This window comes from Klenkia terrae (assembly GCF_037083865.1).
In the GTDB taxonomy this organism is placed as follows: domain Bacteria; phylum Actinomycetota; class Actinomycetes; order Mycobacteriales; family Geodermatophilaceae; genus Klenkia; species Klenkia terrae.
In genome coordinates this window covers 164789-177459 of record NZ_JBAPLV010000002.1, presented here as the reverse complement: position 1 = coordinate 177459, position 12671 = coordinate 164789, and the positions used below count along the sequence as shown (strand labels likewise).

General features: G+C 74.6%; 15 protein-coding genes. 6 read left to right on the top strand and 9 right to left on the bottom strand.

Features of this window, described 5'->3' with window-relative positions; translation table 11 throughout:
* Positions 1-10 precede the first annotated feature (10 nt).
* Both UXQ13_RS02915 and UXQ13_RS02910 read left to right on the top strand, forming a co-directional pair.
* Entirely contained in the window at positions 11-1267 is a 1257-nt protein-coding gene (locus UXQ13_RS02915) for a molybdopterin-dependent oxidoreductase (protein WP_336391792.1), read from the top strand.
* On the top strand, positions 1264-1785 hold the full coding sequence (locus UXQ13_RS02910) for a hypothetical protein (protein ID WP_225232725.1): 522 nt from the start codon (positions 1264-1266) through the stop codon (positions 1783-1785). The genes UXQ13_RS02915 and UXQ13_RS02910 overlap by 4 nt, the downstream gene beginning before the upstream one ends.
* Here UXQ13_RS02910 and UXQ13_RS02905 read toward each other — a convergent pair.
* The 4 genes from UXQ13_RS02905 to dapE are packed head-to-tail and all read right to left on the bottom strand — an operon-like array spanning position 1761 to position 4467.
* A complete protein-coding gene (locus UXQ13_RS02905) occupies positions 1761-2219 on the bottom strand; it encodes an SRPBCC family protein (protein ID WP_225232726.1) in 459 nt (152 codons plus the stop codon). The two genes, UXQ13_RS02910 and UXQ13_RS02905, sit on opposite strands and share 25 nt — an antisense overlap.
* Positions 2212-2550: a DivIVA domain-containing protein gene (locus UXQ13_RS02900; protein ID WP_225232727.1), complete on the bottom strand. Its 339-nt coding sequence runs from the start codon at positions 2548-2550 to the stop codon at positions 2212-2214. The genes UXQ13_RS02905 and UXQ13_RS02900 overlap by 8 nt, the downstream gene beginning before the upstream one ends.
* Before the next feature lie 4 nt (positions 2551-2554).
* Positions 2555-3355, bottom strand: coding sequence for an LOG family protein (locus tag UXQ13_RS02895; RefSeq protein WP_225232728.1), 801 nt, complete (start codon positions 3353-3355; stop codon positions 2555-2557).
* The gene (gene dapE, locus UXQ13_RS02890) at positions 3352-4467 is read right to left on the bottom strand and encodes a succinyl-diaminopimelate desuccinylase (protein WP_225232729.1); all 1116 of its coding nucleotides are present in this window, start codon (positions 4465-4467) and stop codon (positions 3352-3354) included. The genes UXQ13_RS02895 and dapE overlap by 4 nt, the downstream gene beginning before the upstream one ends.
* 36 nt (positions 4468-4503) lie before the next feature.
* Between dapE and dapD the strand changes: the two genes are divergently transcribed.
* Positions 4504-5484, top strand: coding sequence for a 2,3,4,5-tetrahydropyridine-2,6-dicarboxylate N-succinyltransferase (gene dapD, locus UXQ13_RS02885; RefSeq protein ID WP_225232730.1), 981 nt, complete (start codon positions 4504-4506; stop codon positions 5482-5484).
* A gap of 4 nt (positions 5485-5488) precedes the next feature.
* On the opposite strand, the gene UXQ13_RS02880 is transcribed toward dapD, so the two are convergent.
* Entirely contained in the window at positions 5489-6589 is a 1101-nt protein-coding gene (locus UXQ13_RS02880; protein WP_225232731.1) for an alpha/beta fold hydrolase, read from the bottom strand.
* Positions 6590-6617: 28 nt separating this feature from the next.
* Here UXQ13_RS02880 and UXQ13_RS02875 point away from each other — a divergent pair, with 28 nt between their 5' ends.
* Together UXQ13_RS02875 and UXQ13_RS02870 are read left to right on the top strand one after the other, a co-directional pair.
* Entirely contained in the window at positions 6618-7520 is a 903-nt protein-coding gene (locus UXQ13_RS02875; RefSeq protein WP_336391791.1) for a hypothetical protein, read from the top strand.
* A gap of 43 nt (positions 7521-7563) precedes the next feature.
* Entirely contained in the window at positions 7564-9138 is a 1575-nt protein-coding gene (locus UXQ13_RS02870; protein ID WP_419146482.1) for a zinc-ribbon domain-containing protein, read from the top strand.
* A 9-nt stretch (positions 9139-9147) separates the two neighbouring features.
* Here the strand turns inward: UXQ13_RS02870 and dapC are convergent, their stop codons facing one another.
* Both dapC and fdxA read right to left on the bottom strand, forming a co-directional pair.
* Entirely contained in the window at positions 9148-10245 is a 1098-nt protein-coding gene (gene dapC, locus UXQ13_RS02865) for a succinyldiaminopimelate transaminase (protein WP_336391789.1), read from the bottom strand.
* Positions 10242-10562, bottom strand: a complete 321-nt coding sequence (fdxA, locus tag UXQ13_RS02860; protein ID WP_225232734.1) for a ferredoxin — start codon at positions 10560-10562, stop codon at positions 10242-10244. The genes dapC and fdxA overlap by 4 nt, the downstream gene beginning before the upstream one ends.
* A gap of 114 nt (positions 10563-10676) precedes the next feature.
* On the opposite strand from fdxA, the gene UXQ13_RS02855 reads away from it, so the two are divergent.
* The gene (locus tag UXQ13_RS02855) at positions 10677-11432 is read left to right on the top strand and encodes a GNAT family N-acetyltransferase (RefSeq protein ID WP_336391788.1); all 756 of its coding nucleotides are present in this window, start codon (positions 10677-10679) and stop codon (positions 11430-11432) included.
* On the opposite strand, the gene UXQ13_RS02850 is transcribed toward UXQ13_RS02855, so the two are convergent.
* Both UXQ13_RS02850 and mshB read right to left on the bottom strand, forming a co-directional pair.
* Complete coding sequence (locus UXQ13_RS02850; protein ID WP_336391787.1) at positions 11386-11790, bottom strand: hypothetical protein; 405 nt, start codon at positions 11788-11790, stop codon at positions 11386-11388. The two genes, UXQ13_RS02855 and UXQ13_RS02850, sit on opposite strands and share 47 nt — an antisense overlap.
* Entirely contained in the window at positions 11787-12668 is an 882-nt protein-coding gene (gene mshB / locus UXQ13_RS02845) for an N-acetyl-1-D-myo-inositol-2-amino-2-deoxy-alpha-D-glucopyranoside deacetylase (protein ID WP_336391786.1), read from the bottom strand. Before mshB ends, UXQ13_RS02850 begins: the two co-directional genes overlap by 4 nt.
* Positions 12669-12671: the final 3 nt, after the last annotated feature.

Below are 12671 nucleotides of genomic sequence, written 5' to 3'. Positions count from 1 at the left end.
AGGAGGACCGTTGACGCGACCGCTGGACCGGGTGCTCGGGGCACGGCTGCCCGACCCGCCCGATGCGCTGCGCCGCGGCCCGCTGGCCGAGGACGCCTTCCCCAGCCCGCTGCACACCGAGCGCCGGGCCTCCCGGGTCGGTGTCTGGCTGGGCAGCGGGTTCGTCATCTGCTTCCTGACCGGCATGGTCAGCCACCTGATCCAGCAGCCGCCGAGCTGGTTCGTCTGGCCGGCCGGCCCGGTGTGGCTCTACCGCGTCAGCCAGGGCACGCACGTCATGGTCGGGCTGGCCCTGATCCCGCTGCTGCTGGTGAAGCTCTGGACGGTCTACCCGAAGCTGTTCAGCTGGCCGCCGGCCGCCACGCCGGCCAAGGCGGTCGGTCGGCTCTCCATCCTGGTCCTCGTCGGCAGCGCGGTGTTCATGCTGGTCACGGGCCTGCTCAACATCGCCCAGTGGTACCCGTTCGGCTTCTCCTTCAAGACGGCGCACTACTGGACCGGCTGGGTCGCCGTCGGCGCCGTGCTCACCCACGTGGGGTCCTACGCCCCGCAGATCCGGCGCGGGCTGGCCCGTCGCGGCACCGCGGCGTCGGTGGCCGGGCTCGCCCCCGCCGAGGTCGACCGGGCCTACGCGCAGACCGACGCCGAGGAGGAGGGCGCGGTCAGCCGCCGCGCCTTCGTGACGACGGCGGTCGTGGCCACCGGCGCGGTCGCGCTGACCCAGTGGGGCCAGACGATCTCCCCGCTCGCCCAGGTCTCCGTGCTCGCCCCCCGCATCCCCGGCGTCGGCCCGCAGGGCCTGCCGGTCAACCAGACCGGCATCACCGCCGGGGTGACCGAGTCCGCCGTCGACCCCGCCTTCCGGCTGGTCGTCGAGGGCCCCACGCCGCTGAGCCTGTCCCTCGCCGACCTGCAGGCCTTCCCGCAGCACACCGAGCGGCTGCCCATCGCCTGCGTCGAGGGCTGGAGCGCGAACGCGGAGTGGACCGGCCCGCGTCTGCGGGACGTCCTGGCCGCGGCCGGGCTCCCCCGCGGCGCGGTGGTGCACGTCGAGTCGATCCAGACCGGCGGGTCCTACCGAGTGTCCACCGTGTCCCGGCCGCACTCGGCCAGCGACAAGACCCTGCTGGCGCTGCAGCTCAACGGGCAGGTGCTCGACATCGACCACGGCTACCCGGTGCGGCTGATCGCCCCGAACCGACCCGGCGCGATGCAGACCAAGTGGCTGGGCCGGATCGCCCCCGGCGCGGCCGGGGTCGGCTCGTGACCGCCGAGACGCTCGACCCGGTCCCGGGCCCCGAGCTGACCACGCCGGCCCCGGACCCGCGCTACACCAGCGACGAGCGGCGGCCGCTGCACTCCGCGCTCACCCCCTGGTGGCGGTGGCTGTTCCTGGTCCCCGGGCTGCTGGCGGTCGCCGTCGGCGGTTACGGGCTGTGGACGTCGCTCAGCGCGACCGCGCTGGAGAGCTGGGGCATCTGGTTCGTCGGCAGCGCCCTGCTGCACGACCTGGTGGTCGCGCCGCTGTGGATCGTGCTGGGCTGGCTGGCCGCCAAGGTGCTGCCCCGCCCGGCCCGGGCCCCGATGGTGGTCGGCGCCGCGGTCAGCGGGTCGGTCAGCCTGGTCGCCCTGCCCTTCGTGCTCGGCTTCGGCGGCGACGCCGGGGACACCTCGTTCCTGCCGCGCGACTACGGCCTCACGCTGGCCGTGGTGGTCGGCGTGGTGCTGGCGACCAGCGCGGTCTGGGCGGTCGTCCGGGTTCAGCGGGCGCGCGACTCCGCGTAGCGGGCGAACCGGCGCAGCGACAGCCGGACGCCGGCCACGAACGCCGGCTTCACCAGCGGCCAGCTCAGCCGGCCCAGGGCGCCCAGCGGCAGCTCGAGGGTCTCGACCCACACGAAGGTCGAGCCGCCGTCCCGCTCGCGGACCTGGAAGCTCCCGGTGCCCCGGACCACCCGACCGGTGTGCCGGACGTCGACGACCGACGGCGGCTCCCACCCGGTGATCGTCATCCGGTCCAGCACGCCCAGCCGGCGACCGCCCGGCAGCGGCAGCCCGGTGCGCGCCTCGATCCGGCCCCCCACCTCCTGGGCCTCGCCGTCCACGGTGGTGACGTCGGTGAGCAGCATCCACTCGCCCTGCGTGGTCCAGTCGACCAACGCGGCGAACACCTGCTCCGGCGGTGCGGCGACGTCCACGGTCTCGACCAGTTCATGCACGGGGTGATTCCTCCTCGGCGACCACGGGCGGGGATGCCGCGAGATCGGCCCGCAACCGGGCGATCTCGACGTCGCGCTCGTCGATGGTCTGCGCCATCTGCTCCAGCAGCCAGTCGACCTCGGTCATCCGGTACCCGCGCACGGTCACCGAGACCTGCAGCGCCCGGACGTCGTCCCCGGTGACCGGCCGGTCGTCGGGCAGCTCGACCGGCGACCGGTCCAGCTCGGCCGGGGGCTGGGTCTCGCCGCGACCGAGCAGCAGGGCGGCGCCCAGGAACAGCAGCCCGCCGACCAGCACCAGCCCCACGACGAAGACGACGAAGGTCAGCACCGGCTCACCCCTCGACCGGGGCCGGCCCGCCGGAGTCCTGCCCGGCGGCCTCGCGGGAGGCCTCGGCGTCCTGGATCACCCGGACCGCCTCGGCGACGTCGTCGGTCACCGTGATCAGGTCCAGGTCCTTCGGCGACACCGTGCCGTGCTCGACCAGCGTGCCGCGGATCCAGTCCAGCAGCCCCGACCAGTAGGCCGACCCGAAGAGGATCACCGGGAACCGGGTGACCTTCGTGGTCTGCACCAGGGTGAGGGCCTCGAAGAGCTCGTCGAGCGTGCCGAACCCGCCGGGCAGGATGACGAACGCCTGGGCGTACTTCACGAACATCGTCTTGCGCACGAAGAAGTAGCGGAACGCGATGCCGACGTCGACCCACTCGTTGAGCTCCTGCTCGAACGGCAGCTCGATGCCCAGCCCGACCGACATGCCGCCGGCCTCGCAGGCGCCCTTGTTGGCCGCCTCCATGGCCCCGGGCCCGCCGCCGGTGATCACCGCGTAGCCGGCGTCGGCCAGCGCCGCGCCCAGCTCGACGCCGGCGGCGTAGAACGGGTCGTCGGGCTTGGTCCGGGCACTGCCGAACACGCTCACCGCGCGGGGCAGCTCGGCGAGCAGGCCGAAGCCCTCGACGAACTCGGCCTGGATCCGCAGCACCCGCCACGGGTCGGCGTGCACCCAGTCCGACGGGCCGCGGGAGTCCAGCAGCCGCTGGTCGGTCGTCGTCCCCTCCTGGCGCGGGTCGGGCTCGCCGCCGCGCAGCTGGACCGGGCCGCGCGTGCGCGCCCGTCGTGTGCCGTTGTCGCTCATGCCGGGCTCCCCGTGATGAAGGCGGTCAGGGCGTCCTCCGCCGGCTGCAGCCGGTCGACCCGGACATGCTCGCCGCGCTGGTGCGCCTGGTTCGGGTCACCGGGACCGTAGTTGACCGCCGGGATGCCGAACGCGGCGAACCGCGCGACGTCGGTCCAGCCGAGCTTGGCCCGCGCCGGTCGGCCGACCGCGGCCACGAACGCCGCGGCTGCCGGTTCGGCCAACCCGGGCAGCGCACCGCCGCTCATGTCGGTGACCTCCAGGGTGACCCCCGCGGCCAGCACCTGCGCGAACACCTCGCGGACGTGCGCCTCGGCGGCGTCCTCGTCCCGGTCCGGCGCGAACCGGAAGTTGACGGTCACCCGGCACTCGTCGGGGACGACGTTGCCGGCCACCCCGCCCTCCACCTTCACCGCGTTAAGCCCCTCGCGGAAGTGCAGCCCGTCGATGTCCACCTCACGGGCCTGGTAGGCGGCCAGGGTGGCCAGGATCGGCGCCGCCCCGTGGATCGCGTTGGTGCCCAGCCAGGACCGGGCGCTGTGCGCCCGCTCGCCGGGCACGGTGAGGACGACGCGCATCGTGCCCTGGCAGCCGCCCTCGACGTCGCCGTCGGTCGGCTCGAGCAGGATCGCCAGGTCGCCGTAGAGCCACCCGCGCAGCTCGCGGGCCACCCGGCCGAGGCCGTTCTTGACCGCCTCGACCTCCTCGTTGTCGTAGAACACGAAGGTCAGGTCGTGCGCCGGCTGCGCCCCGGGGACGCCGAACAGCCCGGCCAGCCGCAGCATCACCGCGTCGCCGGCCTTCATGTCGCTGGTGCCGCAGCCGTGCAGCCGTTCCACGCCGTCCACCGTCTCGAGGTGGCTGGGCACGTTGTCGGCGATCGGCACGGTGTCCAGGTGCCCGGCCAGCACGATCCGCTCGTCCCGGCCGAGGTCGGTCCGGGCCAGCACGTTGTTGCCGATCCGGACCACCTCCAGCCCACCGAGGGCCCGCAGCGCGGTCTCGACGGCGTCGGCGAGCGGTCCCTCGGTCCCGGACACCGAGGGGATGTCCACCAGGGCCCGGGTCAGCGTCAGCACGTCGGCGGTCAGGTCGAGGGCCGGAGCGGTCACGGGGGCGAGCCTAGGCGTCGCCTAACCTCGGTCCCCGTGACCTCTCCTGCGCAGCCCACGGGCGCGACCGCTGTCGGCCTGGCCACCGTGACCACCGCCGGGGTCGTGCTGGACACCTGGTACCCGGCCCCCGCGCTGGGCGCCGCCGACGCCACCGGCACCGCCCAGCTGGGGACGCTGGAGGTCGAGGCCGAGCTGGGCCCGGAGTTCGGCTCGCTGGTCCGCTTCGACGACCCGCGCGGCGTGGAGGTCGTCGGCGTCCGGACGACGATCGCCGACCTGTCCGCCGCGCCGGTCGACGCGCACGACGTCTACCTGCGGCTGCACCTGCTCTCCCACCGCCTGGTCCGCCCGCACGGGCTCAACCTGGACGGCCAGTTCGGGCTGCTGACCAACGTGGCCTGGACGTCGGCCGGACCGGTCGAGGCCGCCGACTGGACGCCGGTGCGGGCGGCGAAGCTGCGGGCCGCGCACGGCCACGTCACCGTCACCCACGTCGACAAGTTCCCCCGGATGGTCGACTACGTGCTGCCCGCCGGCGTGCGGATCGGCGACGCCGACCGGGTCCGGCTCGGCGCCCACCTGGCCGAGGGCACCACGGTCATGCACGAGGGCTTCGTGAACTTCAACGCCGGGACGCTGGGCCCCTCGATGGTCGAGGGCCGCATCTCCGCCGGCGTCGTCGTCGGCGCGGACTCCGACATCGGCGGTGGCGCCTCGATCATGGGCACGCTGTCCGGCGGCGGGAAGCAGGTCGTCTCGATCGGCGAGGGCTGCCTGCTCGGCGCCAACGCCGGCATCGGCATCTCCCTCGGCGACCGGTCGGTCGTGGAGGCCGGCTGCTACGTGACTGCAGGCTCGCGGATCGCGCTGCCCGACGGCTCCGTGGTCAAGGCAGTCGAGCTGTCGGGCCGGCCCGGTCTGCTGTTCCGCCGCAACTCGGTCTCCGGCGCGCTGGAGGCACTGCCCCGGGACGGCGACTGGGGCGCGCTGAACGCCGCCCTGCACGCCAACTGAGGGCTCAGGTCAGTCCGGCGGGCTCCGCCGGCGGCGCGGTGAGGTGCTCCAGGAGGACCACCACGAACTCCTGCGGGCGCTCCACGTGCGGGGAGTGCCCCACGCCGGGCAGCACCACCTCGCGGTAGGCGCCGCCGGTCGCGGCGTAGCGGTCCAGCACGGCCCGGGTCTGGGTGACCATCGGCTGCGGCGGGAACTCCGTGGCCCCCGGCCAGCCGGGCACCGCACCGATCGAGCCCAGGAACGCCAGGTCGAACGCGGAGGCGTCGCTGACGATCTGGTCGGCGTCGCCCCGGATCCACAGCACCGGCGGCTTGACCGCCAGCTCGGTGATCGCCGAGACGTCGAACACCGGCGGAGCCATCGTGTTGAGCACGCCGCGGCCGCCCGGTGCGGCACCGGGCCACGCCGGGACGGCGACGACGTCGCCCGGGTAGTTGTCCTCGCCGGTCGCCGTGGTCAGCATCGAGGCCACGAACACGTCCTCGAGCCCGGAGTCGATCGGCATGCTGTCCGGCGCCACGTAGAAGGCGCGCAGGATCGACCGGGGACTGGTGGGGGCGTCCGCGGTGGTGTCCCCCGCGGCCAGCGCCGCGACGAAGTCCGGGTTGGCCCCGCCCGCGCCGGCCCCGGTGCCGTCGGGGTGCACGAGCTGCCCGTCGGGCCCCGCCGTCCCGCCGAACCCGTAGGGCGAGACCGGCGCGACCAGGGTCACCGAGGCGACCCGCTCGGCGTGGTCGAGCAGGAACTGCAGGACGACGCCGCCGCCCATGCTCCAGCCCACCAGGTGCACCCGCTCCAGCCCCAGGGCGGTGACCAGCGCGTCCAGGTCGTCGGCCCAGTCACGGACCCCACGGGTGGCGTCCACCGGGGCGGTGTCCGTGCCGCCGAAGCCGCGCAGGTCCACCGCCAGCGCCCGCTGGCCGGGGTCCAGGGCCTGCAGCGGCTGCTGCCAGAACAGCGCCGAGCTGACGTTGCCGTGCACGAGCAGCACCGCCTCGCCGCCACCGTGCGGATCGACGTCCTCGCGGTGCAGCACCTGCTGGGTCACCCGCCCGGTCCCGATGCGCGACGCGACGATCCCCGGGAGCAGGTGCTCGGTCATGGCGCACAACCTAGCTACCGTGGGTGCGGTGACCAGCGCACGGCCGGCGGCCCGCCCCGCCCCCGCGCGGCCCCGTCCCCGACCGGCCGCCCGTCCCGCGGCCCGGCGCCGGAAGAAGCGCCGCGGCCGGATGGCCGGGCTCTGGGCGCCGTTGCTGGTCGTGGTCGTCGCCGTGGTCGGCCTGTCCTGGGACACCGACACGCAGGGGGTGCCGCCGGTGGCCGGCCGCTGCTCGGTCGCCGGGTCGGCCCTGACGCTGACCAACGAGCAGGCGGCCAACGCGGCCACCATCGCCGCGGTCGCCCGTTCCCGCGGGCTGCCCGCGCGGGCGACGGTCATCGCGCTGGCCACCGCGCAGCAGGAGTCCCGGCTGCGCAACCTGGACTACGGCGACCGCGACTCGCTCGGGTTGTTCCAGCAGCGCCCCTCGCAGGGCTGGGGCACCGAGGCGCAGGTGCAGGACCCGGTCTACGCCACCGGCAAGTTCCTCGACGGGCTGGTCGAGGTGCCCGGCTGGGAGACCGGTGACCTGACGCTGGTCGCCGACGCCGTGCAGCGGTCGGCCTTCCCGCTCGCCTACCGGCAGTGGACCGAGATGGCCGAGACCCTGGCCGGGGCCCTGCAGTCCGAAGCGCCGGCCGCCCTGTCGTGCACGTTCTCGCCCCCGGACGCCGCCGGTCCTGTCGACGACCGGGCCGCGGCCGTCGCGGAGGCGGTACGGGGTGAGGCAGGCCCACCCACGGTCGCCGCCGGCGGGGTGATCACCGTGGCCGATGCCGCCTGGCCCGAGGTGACCTGGGCCGTCGCGCACGCCCAGCGGCTGCAGCTGAGCCAGGTGCGGTTCGCCGACTGGACCTGGACGCCGGACATCGGCTGGCAGCAGAACACCGGGCAGGACGCGGGCGCCTTGGTCCTGCAGCTCAGCACCTGATCGAGGACGCCGGACTGTCGTAGGTGCATGGCACGGTCGCCCGGTGGCAGGCGCCGAGCAACCCCCTCCGCGGTGGGCAGATGTCGATCGCGCTCGCCTCGAGCAGCTGCTCGCCAGTGGTCAGACCCCGGATGCCGTCGCCGCCGCCTACGGCCGCAGTGGGTCCCTCGTCCGGCTGGTCGCACGACGGTGGGGACTGGACCCCCGTTCGCTACGAGCGCGCAGCACCGGACTCTCGGTCACGCACCCGTCGGTGGCCGCTCAGTTCATCGAGGTCGTGGACGGCGCACCTGCGGGATCAATCCCTTCCGACCTGGCATCCGGCAGCGGTGCTCGTTGTCGGTGGCGGTGCTCGTCCTGCCGACACGAGTGGGTGACCTCGGTCGTCAACCGGACCAGGCGCGGCTCCGGATGTCCGGAGTGCGCGAGGGTCCGCGGAGCTGCCAGCGCACGGCGCCGTCCGGCCAAGACGCCGAGCATCGGCGATGCGCGGCCCGATCTGGCGGCGGAGTTCGTGGAGAACCTGACCCGAGCGGACCGCGACGCCGACTCCACGCCGTGCGGATCACACGACCGGGTGCTCTGGCGGTGCGTGGTCGACCACAGCTGGGAGACGACGGCTCGCCAACGCGTCAAGTACGGGACGCAGTGCCCCGTGTGCCTGTCGTCGCTCCGGGTCAGCCGCCTCGAGCACCGGGTGGCCGCAGCCGTAGCCCTGGCCACCGGTCTCCCGGTCGAGGTCGACGCGGTGGTCCTGCGTGCCGGAGGCGGGCCGGTCGAGCGCATCGACCTCGTGGTCGACGACATCGACCTCTACGTCGACCTGGACCCGACCCGGTGGCATGCGCCCACCGAGGCGCAGGCGCGCGATGCCCGGAAGGTGGTCCGGTTGGCCGGTCGCCGCTACGTGCGGATCCGGCCGCGGGGTCTACCGGTTCTTGCCCTCCCCGGGGACCTCCGCCTGCGTCAGGTTCCGCTGACGTCGGAGGACGAGACCGATCCATGCGCTTGGGCGGCAGCCATCATCTCGGTGATCTGCTCGTACCGACCCGACACCCCGTCGGTGATCCCCGTCGGGGCCCCGCTGGACGACGCCGTCGCCCGGGCCGACGAGAGATGGAGAGAGCTCCGTGCGGGCCTCCGCGGCCACTCCCTCCTGACCGAGCACCCGGAGGTCGCCGCCGAACTCGTCGGTGTCGTGGGCAGGCCGGCCCTCAGCGCTGCTCACCTGCCCCCGGCCGGTGATGACCGCGGCATCTGGAGGTGCGGCGGGTGCGGGGGCACCTACGAGGCTCGGGTCGCCAACCGGACGCGCCTCGGTACTGCATGTCCGTCGTGCTCCGCCCGCCGGGGCGCGAGGAAGTCGTCCACCCCGGCTCCGGGCACGAGCTTCGCCGATGTGCATCCCCAGCTGGTCGGCTACTTCCTGGAGGACGTCACGGCCCCGGGCCGAACCCTGTCCGAGATGAAGCCGAACAGCATCGACCGCTGCCTCTGGACCTGCCCGCACTGCGGACAGGTCTGGACCGCCACGCCGCATTCACTGAACAGGAACCCGCGCCGAAGCTGCCGGGCCTGCAGCGGCCGCCGTTCAGCTGCAAGCCGCGCCCCAAGGTGACGCCCCAGCTCAGCTTGTCAGCCGCTCCACGGCGGCGTCGATGCGCTCGTCGGTGGCGGTCAGCGCCATCCGCACGTGCCGCTCCCCCGCCGGGCCGTAGAACGACCCCGGTGCGACGACCACGCCCAGGCCGGCCAACCGGTCGACCGTCGTCCAGCAGTCCTCGTCGCGGGTGGTCCACAGGTACAGCCCGGCCTCGGAGTGCTCGACCCGGCCGCCCCAGGCCTCGACCGCGGCGCGCAGCCGGGCCCGCCGGGCGCCGTAGCGTGATCGCGCCAGCTCGACGTGCGCGTCGTCGCCCAGCGCGGCGGCCGTCGCGGCCTGCACCGGACCGGGCACCAGCAGGCCCAGGTGCCGGCGGGCCTCCCAGACCCGGGCGACCAGCGCCGGGTCACCGGACAGCAGCCCGGCCCGGTAGCCGGCGGCGGTCGACTGCTTGGACAGCGAGTGCACGGCCAGCAGGCCCTCGTGCGAGCCGCCCGCCACCGACGGGTGCAGCACCGACGTCGGGACGACGTCCCAGCCCAGCTCGACGTAGCACTCGTCGGCCACCACGGGCACGCCGCGCTCGCGGCCCCAGGCCACCCACGCCCGCAGCTCCTCGACCGACAGCACCCGGCCGTGCGGGTTGCCCGGGGAGTTCAGCCACACCAGCACCAGGTCGGCGACGTCGTCCGGGGGCACGTCGCTGCGCAGCACCGACAGCCCGGCCACCACCGCACCGACCTCGTAGGTCGGGTAGGCGACCTCGGGGATCACCACGGTGCCCGACCCCAGCCCGAGCAGGGTCGGCAGCAGCGCCACCAGCTCCTTGGAGCCCACCGTCGGGATGACCGACGGGACGGCGCCCACCGGGTCGGCCAGCGTCACGCCCAGCCGGCGCCGCAACCAGCCCGCCGCGGCGAGCCGGACGTCGGTCGTGCCCAGCGCCGTCGGGTAGCCCGGCGCGTCGGCCGCGGCGGCCAGCGCCGAGCGCAGGACGTCCGGGGTCGGGTCCACCGGCGTGCCGATGGACAGGTCGACCACCCCCCCGGGGTGCTCGGCCGCGCGGGCGCGGGCCGGGCGCAGGGAGTCCCAGGGGAAGTCCGGCAGCGAGCGGGAGCTCACTCCCCCTGCGGCGGCAGCGCCGCGACCAGCGGGTGGTCCTTGGCGATCTTCCCGGTACGGGCGGCGCCGCCGGGGCTGCCCAGCTCGGAGAAGAACTCCACGTTGGCGTTGTAGAAGTCCTTCCACTTGTCCGGGACGTCGTCCTCGTAGTAGATCGCCTCGACCGGGCAGACCGGCTCGCACGCCCCGCAGTCCACGCACTCGTCGGGGTGGATGTAGAGCATCCGCTCGCCCTCGTAGATGCAGTCCACCGGACACTCGTCGATGCACGCCTTGTCGAGGACGTCGACGCAGGCCTGGGTGATGACGTAGGTCACGGGGGTTCCTCCGGGGGTACGACCAGTTCGCTCTAGGGTCGTGACCAGTATGGCGCCGTTCCCGGCGGTGCCGAGGTCAGGGTTGCCTATCCCGCCACCCCGGGGAGGGAGACCGTGGGACAACGACGGAGTCCGCTGGACGTCGCCGAGCTCGAGCTGGTCGCGGCGCGGGGCTGGCGGGGGTCGGAGACCGAGCCCCTGGGGCAGTGGCTGCTGCGCGCCGGCGGGGCCGGTTTCACCAGCCGCGCGCACTCCGCGCTGGTCACCGGCGACCCCGGCCTCCCGCTCGCCGACGCCGTCGACGTGGTCGCCTCCTGGTACGCCGACCGCAGGCTGACCCCCTGCGCCCAGCTGCCCGGCCGGCAGTCCCGAGCGGCCGACGCCGCGTTCGCCGCCGCGGGGTGGGCCCGCGACCCCGACACCCTGGTGCTCACCGTGCCGCTGGACGACGGAGAACCCACCCCCGCCATCCCGGTGGAGCTGTCCCCCGCCCCGGACGACGCCTGGCTGGCCGCGGCGCGGCGGGGTGGCGATCCGGTCCCGGCCGACGCCCGCGGCGTGCTGACCAACGCCGAGCAGCTGGCCTTCGCCGGGGTCCGGGACGACGCGGGCACCGTGCTCGGCGTCGCCCGCGGGGTGCTCGTCGACGACTGGCTGGGCATCAGCGCCGTGTCGGTGGACCACGCAGCCAGGCGCGGGGGTCTGGCCACCTCCCTCACCCGGGCGCTGCAGGCCTGGGCGGTCGACCGGGGTGGCCGCTGGTGCTACCTGCAGGTGGTGGCGTCCAACGACCCGGCCAGGGCCCTCTACCGGCGGCTGGGCTTCATCGAGCACCACCGCTACCACTACCGGCGGCCACCGGTCGGCTGAGCACCCGGCCGACCGCGAACGAGGCGAACAGCACCCCGACCAGCAGGAAACCCAGCCCCACCAGCTGGACGGAGGTGGTCTCGCCGGTGATGAGCAGGTCGCCCTCCGGCCGGCGCACCGACGCACCCACCGCGACCACCGCCCACGCGGCCGCCGGCAGCAGGGCGACCACCCGGGAGCCGGACAACCGGTGCGCCCAGGTGACCAGCAGCAGGTTGCCCAGCGCCGCGCCGAGCACCGACAGCGGCACCGGGACCGGACCGATCCGCAGCGGCAACCAGAGCACCTCGACCGCGGCCAGCCACGACGCTACGACGACGGCCAGCAGCCCCCAGCCGACCGTCCGCAGCGCCCTCACAGGCCGGCGAACAGGTCGGTCTCCCAGCCCCGCGGGCCCTCCCCCGGGCCGCGCTGCCCGCGGACCAGGCGGTAGTACTCGGTGGTGAGCACCTGCTGGCCCAGGTTGTTGGACAGCGCGTAGAACTCGCCGTCCAGGGTCAGCTGGGTGGCGTGCGCGGCCATGCCGGCCGCCTTCTGCGCCAGGAACGCCGACCCGTCGAGCTCGCAGGTCACGTCCTCGTCGGCAGCGGCGAACGGGATCTCGCGGGCGTCGGTCACGCCGTCGTAGCCGGTGTCGGCCGCGGCGAGGGCGTCCAGCCCCTCCTGCAGCACCGAGACCGGGACGCAGGTCCAGTAGACCTTCGCCACCTCGTGCGCGGTGCCCAGGTCGGGGCGGTAGCCGCCGTCCGCGGCGGCCTCGACGGCCAGCGTGGTGACCCGGTGGGCCTGGATGTGGTCGGGGTGGCCGTACCCGCCGTGCTCGTCGTAGCCGACGACCACCTGCGGCCGGACCTCCCGCAGGACGGCGACCGCCGCCCCGACGGCCTCGTCGAGGTCGGCGTTCCAGAACGCCCGCGGGTGGTCGTTGGCCGGCGTCCCGATCATCCCGGAGTCCCGCCAACGTCCGGTGCCACCGAGGAAGCGGTGGTCGGCCACGCCCAGGGCGGCCATCGCGTCGGCGAGCTCGCCGATCCGGTAGCCGCCCAGCTGGTCGGCCTGGTCGGCGGCCAGCCCGGCGAGCTCGGGCACCAGGATCTCGCCCTCCTCCCCCAGCGTGCAGGTGAGCAGGGTGACGTGCACGCCCTCGGCGACGTAGCGGGCCATCGTGGCCCCGTTGTTGATCGACTCGTCGTCGGGGTGGGCGTGCACGAGCAGGAGGCGACGGTCGGGGAGCACCCG

Bases quoted from the DNA above. Each gene is read 5' to 3' on its own strand.
- UXQ13_RS02895 (WP_225232728.1), bottom strand. From the start codon at position 3,355: ATGAGCGACAACGGCACACGACGGGCGCGCACGCGCGGCCCGGTCCAG.
- UXQ13_RS02880 (WP_225232731.1), bottom strand. From the start codon at position 6,589: ATGACCGAGCACCTGCTCCCGGGGATCGTCGCGTCGCGCATCGGGACC.